This window comes from Sphingobium sp. DC-2, from assembly GCF_000722555.1.
Classification (GTDB): Bacteria; Pseudomonadota; Alphaproteobacteria; order Sphingomonadales; family Sphingomonadaceae; genus Sphingobium; species Sphingobium quisquiliarum.
On the sequence record NZ_JNAC01000080.1, the window covers coordinates 1 to 8,539 of the forward strand.

Below are 8,539 nucleotides of genomic sequence, written 5' to 3' on the forward strand. Positions count from 1 at the left end.
GCTGCCCGCTTCAAGGCACAACCATCGCGGTAACAATCGGGCGGTTACGGAGAATTGCTCCACCACGCATCGTAAACGCTCGCGCTTTCAGGCAGGCGACCTCGTACGATCTTTTCGACCTGCTCAAAGCTCAGACCGATCTCGTTGTCGGTCTGAGCATCCAGATAGTCCCCCAATGCTCCATATTTTTTGCTCATGTTTGTCATTGATGCACGAATTCCAGGATGTCGCAACGTGGATCGGCGGGCTTGGTGGCGGGCCAGATCACGTTTGCGGAGCGGGCTCTCGTGGGTGGTGGAAAGGGACTCGGTCATCGTACGGCTCCTTGGTTGAGGGGAGCCAAGAAGCTCTGCCTAACGTCCGTGACGCTCAATCCCGGCGCAGTGTGAGATACAAGCAGATGCCACGCCGTTTTCACCCTCCGCGCAGCGGTTCGTACTGCGGCCTGGGAGGCGCCATAAACCACCGTGTGAATGAATGGCCGGTTTCGACGTTCAAGCGAGGCGTCGCATTCCCTTCACGAAATCGACGGCCCTCCCCGCTGGCGTCCGATTGTCCAGTTGATGCTGTCTCCCCGCATGATGCCGGCGACCTGTTTGCCGACATGGCGCTCAAGGACAGGACGCCAGGGTACGAGCGTGAACTCGCGCGCCTTTTCGATCAGCGCAAAGCGCCCCGATGCAAGCTCGATGGGCCGACGATAAACGCCCTCAATCCGCTCTCCCGATCTGGCCTCCGTATAACGCAATCCGAGCTCATCGGAGAGTTCGCCTGCCACACGGCTTAATTCCCGCCGGCGAAGCGTCTCCAACAGACTCGCCCGGAATATGACGCGGCCCTGCTTTTCCTGTGCCAGCCCCTCTACGACCAGCCATTGCCGTCGGCGCTCCAGCGCCTCGTGAACATCTCGCCCAAATCCGGCATCGCGGAACCGGTCGGTTTCGGCACCGACTAACTGCCGATCGAGCCAGGTCGCACCGTCGCTGCCGACCTGTCGGTCGAGCGGCAATGATGACAGGGTGTTGACGATGACGGGTGCTGCCTTCGCCCGCTGCGCCTCGAAGGCCGCTGCCCGCTCAAGATGATCGGCAGCGATGATCCATGTACCATCCGCTTCACGCTCCAGATCCCCCATTGCCTTGCGGATGGCTTCCAGACGCCGGACATGGGTTTCGGCGAAGCTCTGCGAGGCATTGGGATCCTGCCGCAAATGGATGTCGACCGAGTAGCGCCCGCCATGAGCCGCCGCGATCTCGGCGACAGTGCGATCCACCGTGCGGGCGGCTGTCGATCTGGCCTCGATCTTCACCACCGCGCCAGTTGGGATTGCTTCCGTAACATCACCCTTCCCGATATCGACATAGTGGCTGCGTCCGTCGCTCGCATCGACGATCAGATAGTGACGGTCGTTCATCTCGTCGGACAGACCACGTTCGACCACCCGTCCAACAATCGGCGTCATCGAAACCGGATCGGCGATGGCATAGTCGGCCGCCGCGCGTTCCAGTCCATACTCGGTAAACGCGCGCTGCATCGTGCGGATAATGTCGCCGCGCTCGCCCATGCGGCGCAATGTCTCGTCCATCCCGTCGGCGAGCCGCCAGCTACCGGGTGCAATCTCCGCGGCTAGCCCGAGCCGTCCAAGTGTCTGTAGCCTTCCCGCCCGCAAAGCTTGCTGGAAGGGATCGCGGTCGCTTGCTTCGACAACACGATCCTGGTCGATGCTGCGCAGCAAACGGCGATCGATACCGGTCAGCCGTTCCTGACCGATTTCGTTCTGAAGCCGGTCGGCGATTTCGAGATCGCTTCGCGGGCCGAGATCGAGCGAGACAAGTTCCGCGGCGCGCTCACGCATACCGACCGTCAGATATTCGCGGGCGATGACCAGGTCACGGCCACGCTCGTCCTTGCCGCGCACGATGATATGGGTGTGGGGATGACCGGTGTTGAAATGATCGACCGCGACCCAATCGAGGCTGGTTCCGAGATCCTGTTCCATCTGCATCATCAGGCGGCGCGTAAGCGCACGCAGATCGTCATAATTCTGGCCGTCCTCCGGAGACACGATGAAGCGGAACTGATGGCGGTCACCGGCCTGCCGGTCGAGGAAGCTCCTGCCGTCGGCTTTGTCCTGCTCGGCGGAATAGAGCTGCCCGGGCGCGCCCTCGCGGGTAACGCCGTCGCGCTGGATATAGCGCAGATGCGCACGGGCAGCGTCCATCCCCCTCGCCCGGTCGAGTCGGACGATGCGCGATTTGACCATCACGCGGCGCTGACGGAAGGCCGCGAACCGATCGCGCGAGGCGAGCACCCGGCCCACGCCGACACCTACCCCGGAGCGATTGCCGTGAAAGGCCCCTCGCTGCCCACCGGTCGCCTTGATTCCGCCTGCGAGATTGGCGGCCTTGAGCACCTGACTCACATAGCTGCGGCCGCGCCGGACCGGCGTGCTGCGCGGCTTGCCAAGACGCGGTTCGATCTCGTCGTCATGCGACATGGCAGAAATCCGCGATCAGCCCGGATGGCGCCATATTAAAGCGCAGTAATCCACGGGTTTCAGCGATGCATGGCGCCATGGCTTGCTCGATAGCGCCATCGCCGAACACTGCAAAAAGGATGTGCAGACAAGGAGTTATGGCGAGAAGGCCGCAGGGCATGGCGCCATTTCTTTCATCTTGCCTTACGCCCCCTCCCCCTGACCTCGCGCTCCTCCACCCTTCCCCGTCACCACAGCCAACCATCGACCGAGAAGGGAACGACGCTGAACCGCGCCGTTCCCGGACCCCGATCAGAGGCCTCTCAGATGCTGCTCCAGCTCCCGCAGGGCGGCCTCCAGTTCGGCCTCGATCTGCGCGATCTCCGCAGGATCGTCGTTCCACGCAAGTTCGGCCCGAAGCTCTTCGATATGCTGCTGAAGTTCCATGATCGCCTCCTGATCTCGTAAAAACAGGGGCAGATTCCGGCAGGGAGCAGGCCGGGTCAGGGACCGCGAAGCGGCCGCGCGAGCGGCGATGGGGGAGCCGATTTTGCGTCAGCAAAATTGGGGGAACCGTCGTCCTTGAGGCGGGCTGTTGTCTGCCGGATACTGGGCAGGCTCGAGCGGATATCACTCCCTCTCCGCATGGCCACGCGTTCATTTCCTGTGCTCCGACGACATGTTCAGAGGCACGAAAATCGAACTGGCCGGTTCCGAACCGGGCGGCGCAGGCGAAGATTCAATTGTCCTTTCTGCTCCTTCCAGAGCGAAAAACAGCCGCGTTCCCGACAGCATGGCAGGCGGCATTTCCGGCGTTGCTGGGCTCCTTGCAAGCTGCGCGATATAGGCCCGCGTCTCACCGGGAAGCGGCCTCCGCGAGCGCAAATACTCGGCATAACGGCCGGGGCCTGCATTATAGGCCGCAAACAGGCCGGGATAGCCGAAGCGGTCATACATCGCGCGAAGATAGGCGGTTCCGGCCATGATATTGTCGCGCGGATCGTGAGGGTCGGGGCCAAGACCATGGCGGCGGCGCATCGCATCCCAGGTGCCGGGCATAAGCTGCATCAGCCCCATCGCGCCTGCAGGACTGGTGATCGGGCGGCCCTTCCAATGCGTCAGTCCGGCACTTTCCGCCTGCATGACGGCAGCGATCCAGGCTTGCGGTATGGCAAAACGCTGCGAGGCTTCGTCAATGATCGGCCGCCAGCGCTCCACTGCCGGAGTGTTTTCCACGACCGGCTCGGGCGTTTGCGCCAGGCTGCCGCACGGCATGACGAGGACCGCCATAAGCGGCGCGGCGAGGCGGATCAGCGCAGCCATAGCGGCGTCGCCTTTCCGATCAGCGCATCCTCATCGACCGGCCCGAAATAACGCCCGTCGAAGGAATCCGGCGCATCCATGAGCAGCAGAACCCGGCCGCCACGGAGCCGCTCGCAACCATTCCACCATGGGAGCGGACGGCCCCGTGTGTCCGCGCTGCGGCGAGCGGTAACCCATGAGCCGTTGATGAAGATATTCCGCCCCAGCGCGCAGACGTCGTCGCCGCTTTCGGCCGCGATGCGCTTGAGAAGGGGCACGTTGGCAGGCAGGTAACGCCGCTTCGCCGCCATCGTCCGGACGCTGCGCGGTGTCCTTGTCAGCACCATGTCGCCGGTGTGAAGCCGCGCATGGGGATCGATGCGCCAGAGCCCGACCGGAGCGCTCGCCGAAGCGTTCCAGACCAGACGCGGCGCGGGGCGGATGGCAAAATCGAGTACTGTCGCCAGCCCCAGAAGGGTAAGGCCGATCATGCTCGCTGCCAGCACCGGACGGCGCCGGGCGCGCAGCTGGCACGCGAGCGGCGGGTCCCATTCGAGCAAGGGCGCAGGCGCGGGGCGCGGCAGGCGGGATACACGCGGTTTACGCATCGCCCGCCTCCTTCCCGGAAACCCCGGGATGCAAACCGGCGAGGGTACGGCGCGACCAGTCATCGAGGTCGTCGATATGATAGTTGACGCGGCCGCCATGCCGCCGGTAGCGCGGCCCCTCGCCCCGCCAGCGCATATTGGCCAGCGTTTTGGCCTGCATGCCGAGATAATGCGCGGCCTGCTTGGCGTTCAGAAACGGGCTGCCCTTGCGGGCCTTTCCGGCCCGGTCGAAAGCGTCGTCATCCATATAAGCGATCCTTTCCTGACCCAGGCGGACGGATCGGGACCGCCCGCGATGAGGCAGGAAAATGCGGGCGCGGCGCAGCGCCCGGCAGGGTCGATTCCGCGTGCATCGCTTTTCGACCCCCTCGCCGGACAGCGAAGGCTCCGCGCCGGTGGGGACACGGAGCCTCGCGGGGCGGTCAGGCGGCTTCGTTGACGATCACCGCCAGCACATCGTCATCGTCCTGACCGGCAGCGCGGCCGAGATTGGCGTAGATCGGCCATTGTGCGATCTGCGGGTGGAAGATGCGCAGCGAGATATAGGGCTTGCCGGTCTCGCGCGAGGTCTTGACCCAGCCCGCGCCCAGCTCGTTCGCGCCGCTGAAGATGCGGAAATCGGGCTGGCGTTCATGCGCCTTGGCGGGGTTGGGGACGATCTCGATGCCGACCGGATTGCGGCGTCCGAGAAGCGCGATGGACCCACGCATTTCGTTGGTTTCGGGGTTGCGGGAAACGATACCGAGAGTGGACATGGAATGCTCCTTTCATCTGTTCGCCGGAGCCGATCCCCGGCGATGCCGGGACCGTGATGGGCACGGGCGAAGGGCCGCACCCAAAGGGCCGCAGCGCAGCGAAGGACCGGACTGGCCGGGCTATTTTGGAGCGGAGCGGGCGCGAGGAGCCGCGTTTACGCGGCGGGGAAAATAGGCAGGCCGGCCCGGTTGCGCGGCCTTGGTCCGCGCCCATAGGTCGATGAGGCAGCCGGGGCCGCTTCCGGCCCTAACAGCATGCGGGGGGGGCACCACCCGGATCGCACTGGTCGTTCCCGAACATCAGCCTGAAACCTGTGCGTGGGGATCGCAAACGCTCGGATTCCATCCTTCCCGGCGGCCAGGACGATGCCGCGCCGGGAAGCGTCGGCAGCGCCGGACTGGGCGTCAAGCAGCAGCGGCGAACAGGGCCGTGCGGACTCACCGCCTAGCGCGGAAGCTGGTAGCGAATTCGCAGGGTCGCGCCCTGCCCCGATGGCGGCGCATGGACGATCTGATCGCCGCCGCGCATTGCTGCGCGCATAACCGAACAGCAAGCCGGCATGCGGTGATCGGGGCCGGGATAGCCACCGACATTGCGATGCAGTTCGCCGGAAATCACTTCGATAAAGGCAAGGCCGCGTACCTCGGCACGCGCGATCTGACGCTCCAGTTCGATGCGGAATTCTTCACTTTTCGGCATATGCCCTCCCCGTGTCCTGGCGATAGGGCAAAGCCCTGCCGGGCAAAAGACATGCCGCCCGCGCGAAATCCGAAGGATGCGCGGGCGGCGATTTTTCCAGCGGTCGCAGCAACGAAATCGGGGGCAGCGATGCGCTGCCCCCTTGCCCGGTCATTCCGCAGCAATGGCGTAAGGATCGATCTGTGGCATCGGCACCGGCAAGCCTTTGATGAGCGGCTCGACTTGCTTCCATTTCGCCAGTGTCGCGAATGGCCTGACAGTGTAGCTCTGGGGTGGGAAACGCAGCCATTTGGGCACCCAGCCCTCAACCGGTTTGCGGCCATTGTCGCCGCGCAAGCAATCGCGGATGATCGCCTTTTGCGTCTTCACCTTTTCCGCGACATTGCCGTCCGCGATTCCCTTGCCCGCCACTTCGCGCAGCAGCGCATTGACCACCTGCCGATCGCGCATGAGATCGAACAGCGCATCGTCCTGCGTCCAGAGGCGCGCCATATCCACCTTCAGATAACTGCCGACCGCTTCGACGATGACGCTGCCTGCCTGCATCGTCTCGCCCATGACCACGGCGAGGATCGTCATTACATCGTGATCGCCAAGGCCAATGAGCCGCGCGAAGATTGCTGTCAGATCATCGCCGCCACCGGTTACATTGGGCACATCGGGCGGGAAGTCCAGCAGAGCCAGAACCGCACGGCGTTTCTCGTCGAACAGCGTTTCCGCCGCGCTGGTTTCGACACTTTCGGCAATGGCTTCATTGCGGACATGCCGGTCCTCCACCCGCACATTCCAGAACGGCGAACCGGCAATGACATGGGCGACCATGAGCCGCAGCGCGATGGCGGGATGATCGGTCAGCATGGCCCGCGTGGCGGCGTGGCGGTGCAGATCGATATAGGTCTGCAAGGGACCGGTCGTCTCGCTGCGCTGGTCGCGCGCCGCCTGCCGGTCGGCTTCGCTCCTGCCGTCTTGTGCTTCGAGCGCGCGGGCTTTCTTCGCTTCCCGGCCCGACAGCCAGCCTTCATGGCATTCGACTTCGCCCTGATGGCTGATGCTGATGAAGACCTTGCCGCCCTTGTCTCTGGGCGTGCGCTCATATTCCCATGAATGAAAATATTGCCCCGGCTCCATCACCTCGACCTCGCTCCAGCCCTCGGCCAGAAAGGCATCGCGCTTCGCCGCGATGGCGGCATTCTGCGCGCGCCAGAACTGATCGGCGTCGGCGAATACGCCATCCTCCCCGAACAGGTCGGCAATGATCCGGCCCTTATAGGTTTCGAGCGGAAACAAGGCGTGTTTCGTGGAAATCGACACGCCGCCAAACAGCCATGCTTTGAGCTGCTGCCCGGTCGGGCAATAGTCGTCCTCACTGTCGAACAGCGCCAGCCATGCCTTCTGCTGCGCCTTGGTGGCGAGCGTCAGGTGGCGAATGCTGGCGGCGTTGATCTCGCCTTCGCGATAGAGAGTGCGGATGCGGGGCAGCAGATTGCCGAGCGCCAGAACGCGGCGGACATGAAGCTCGGTCAGCCCGAAAGTCTGCCCGATCTGCTCGACGCTGCGCCCTTCCTTCTGGATCAGCCGGGTGAAGCTTTCCCATTGCGCCACCTCGTCGGGATCGAGGCGGGCAATATTCTCGATCAGCGAGGCTTCGAGCGCGGCGGCATCGTCGCCTGCTTCCATGACCGCGCATGGGAGCGCGTCGGCCTCCCCGCTTTCCTTGGCTGCAAGTGTCGCGGCATGGAACCGCCGCGCACCGGCAACGATGGCGAACATGCCGGGCCTGCCTTCGTCCTCGCCCGCCCGCACGATCAGGGGCACGATAACGCCGCGCGCCTTCACCGTGGCGAGAATGTCGGACACGTCGGGCGGCTTTGTCCCGTGCCGCATATTGGTCTTGCTGACGAACAGCTTGCCAAGATCGATATTTGCCAGTTGCATGAGAGTTCACTCCTTTTCTTGGGGGTGGACCGGCTGCGTCGGCTACGTCTTGCAAGGATGGCGGGTGCAGCCGGGATAAGCGCCTTCAAGAGCGGCGCGGCTCATCCGTGCGGGTTTGCCCGGAATTGCGTGGGGTGGAGGCCGAGCGAAATGGCGGCCTCGCACAGCCAGCGTTCGCGCTCGACGATGCGGCCTTGCCGCCTTGCGGCTTCGGCATAGACAACGAGCGGGAAGCGGGCGGAAAAGGTGAGGTCGCGCTCGATTCGGCAACCGTAGGGAAGCCGCAAGGCTTCGATCTCGGCTAGACTGAACGAACCGAGTTCCGGGCATCCGAAGCCAAGGTCGGCAAGCCCGAACAGCGTGTCGCCATCGGCATCGAGTTCCGAGGCCAGCCATGTGGCCGCGCCCATTTGATTGAAGAGTTTGAGCAGCGGCACCTGTCGGGCACCGCGCGCCTCGCCCTGTGCCAGCAAGCGGCGGCGAAGATCGTCGGGGAGCAGAATCATGCCGCCTGCCTCCCCAGCTCGTCGCCGGTCATCGCCTCGCCGTGGCCAAGAATATAGTCCGCTGCCTTGCTCGCCTGCCCTGCCGCGCGGAAGATCGCGCGATTGTCTTCGCGCAGCACTTCGAGCCACGATCCGACATAATCGGCGTGCCGCACGGTCGGTGCGATCCCCAAGGCCGCGCAAATGAACGCGGCGGAAATCTCGGCCACATATCCTGACAGTCCAGCCCAAAATGGCGGTTGGAAGGTGAAAACCAT

11 protein-coding genes are annotated in these 8,539 nt (G+C 64.1%); all 11 read right to left on the bottom strand.

Annotated features, from left to right (window positions below):
* Positions 1-44: 44 nt before the first annotated feature.
* The gene (locus ET21_RS27805; protein ID WP_156029273.1) at positions 45-314 is read right to left on the bottom strand and encodes a hypothetical protein; all 270 of its coding nucleotides are present in this window, start codon (positions 312-314) and stop codon (positions 45-47) included.
* A 203-nt stretch (positions 315-517) separates the two neighbouring features.
* Entirely contained in the window at positions 518-2,497 is a 1,980-nt protein-coding gene (gene rlxS / locus ET21_RS0117480) for a relaxase/mobilization nuclease RlxS (RefSeq protein WP_030540672.1), read from the bottom strand.
* A 291-nt stretch (positions 2,498-2,788) separates the two neighbouring features.
* Positions 2,789-2,923, bottom strand: coding sequence for a hypothetical protein (locus tag ET21_RS28795; protein WP_272945223.1), 135 nt, complete (start codon positions 2,921-2,923; stop codon positions 2,789-2,791).
* A 210-nt stretch (positions 2,924-3,133) separates the two neighbouring features.
* A complete protein-coding gene (locus ET21_RS0117495) occupies positions 3,134-3,799 on the bottom strand; it encodes a lytic transglycosylase domain-containing protein (protein WP_030540673.1) in 666 nt (221 codons plus the stop codon).
* A complete protein-coding gene (locus ET21_RS0117500; RefSeq protein ID WP_030540674.1) occupies positions 3,787-4,386 on the bottom strand; it encodes a S26 family signal peptidase in 600 nt (199 codons plus the stop codon). Before ET21_RS0117500 ends, ET21_RS0117495 begins: the two co-directional genes overlap by 13 nt.
* Entirely contained in the window at positions 4,379-4,633 is a 255-nt protein-coding gene (locus tag ET21_RS0117505; protein WP_030540675.1) for an AlpA family transcriptional regulator, read from the bottom strand. Before ET21_RS0117505 ends, ET21_RS0117500 begins: the two co-directional genes overlap by 8 nt.
* A gap of 175 nt (positions 4,634-4,808) precedes the next feature.
* Positions 4,809-5,141 carry a DUF736 domain-containing protein gene (locus ET21_RS0117510; protein ID WP_030540676.1) on the bottom strand — a complete coding sequence of 111 codons (333 nt, stop codon included), beginning with the start codon at positions 5,139-5,141 and terminating at the stop codon, positions 4,809-4,811.
* Between the two features lie 445 nt (positions 5,142-5,586).
* Positions 5,587-5,841, bottom strand: coding sequence for a hypothetical protein (locus ET21_RS0117515; RefSeq protein WP_030540677.1), 255 nt, complete (start codon positions 5,839-5,841; stop codon positions 5,587-5,589).
* A 150-nt stretch (positions 5,842-5,991) separates the two neighbouring features.
* Positions 5,992-7,776 (bottom strand): ParB/RepB/Spo0J family partition protein, encoded by a 1,785-nt coding sequence (locus ET21_RS0117520; protein WP_030540678.1) that lies wholly within the window; start codon positions 7,774-7,776, stop codon positions 5,992-5,994.
* 101 nt (positions 7,777-7,877) lie between these two features.
* A complete protein-coding gene (locus tag ET21_RS0117525; RefSeq protein WP_030540679.1) occupies positions 7,878-8,282 on the bottom strand; it encodes a DUF2958 domain-containing protein in 405 nt (134 codons plus the stop codon).
* Positions 8,279-8,539 (bottom strand): zincin-like metallopeptidase domain-containing protein (locus tag ET21_RS0117530; protein ID WP_037471288.1); only part of this gene is annotated, 261 nt, incomplete at its 5' end. The genes ET21_RS0117530 and ET21_RS0117525, both read right to left, overlap by 4 nt.

Excerpts from the sequence above, each read along its gene's own strand:
- ET21_RS28795 (WP_272945223.1), bottom strand. The coding sequence starts at position 2,923 with ATGGAACTTCAGCAGCATATCGAAGAGCTTCGGGCCGAACTTGCGTGG.
- ET21_RS0117495 (WP_030540673.1), bottom strand. The coding sequence starts at position 3,799 with ATGGCTGCGCTGATCCGCCTCGCCGCGCCGCTTATGGCGGTCCTCGTC.
- ET21_RS0117505 (WP_030540675.1), bottom strand. The coding sequence starts at position 4,633 with ATGGATGACGACGCTTTCGACCGGGCCGGAAAGGCCCGCAAGGGCAGC.
- ET21_RS0117510 (WP_030540676.1), bottom strand. The coding sequence starts at position 5,141 with ATGTCCACTCTCGGTATCGTTTCCCGCAACCCCGAAACCAACGAAATG.
- ET21_RS27805 (WP_156029273.1), bottom strand. The coding sequence starts at position 314 with ATGACCGAGTCCCTTTCCACCACCCACGAGAGCCCGCTCCGCAAACGT.
- ET21_RS0117525 (WP_030540679.1), bottom strand. The coding sequence starts at position 8,282 with ATGATTCTGCTCCCCGACGATCTTCGCCGCCGCTTGCTGGCACAGGGC.
- rlxS (WP_030540672.1), bottom strand. The coding sequence starts at position 2,497 with ATGTCGCATGACGACGAGATCGAACCGCGTCTTGGCAAGCCGCGCAGC.
- ET21_RS0117520 (WP_030540678.1), bottom strand. The coding sequence starts at position 7,776 with ATGCAACTGGCAAATATCGATCTTGGCAAGCTGTTCGTCAGCAAGACC.
- ET21_RS0117500 (WP_030540674.1), bottom strand. The coding sequence starts at position 4,386 with ATGCGTAAACCGCGTGTATCCCGCCTGCCGCGCCCCGCGCCTGCGCCC.
- ET21_RS0117515 (WP_030540677.1), bottom strand. The coding sequence starts at position 5,841 with ATGCCGAAAAGTGAAGAATTCCGCATCGAACTGGAGCGTCAGATCGCG.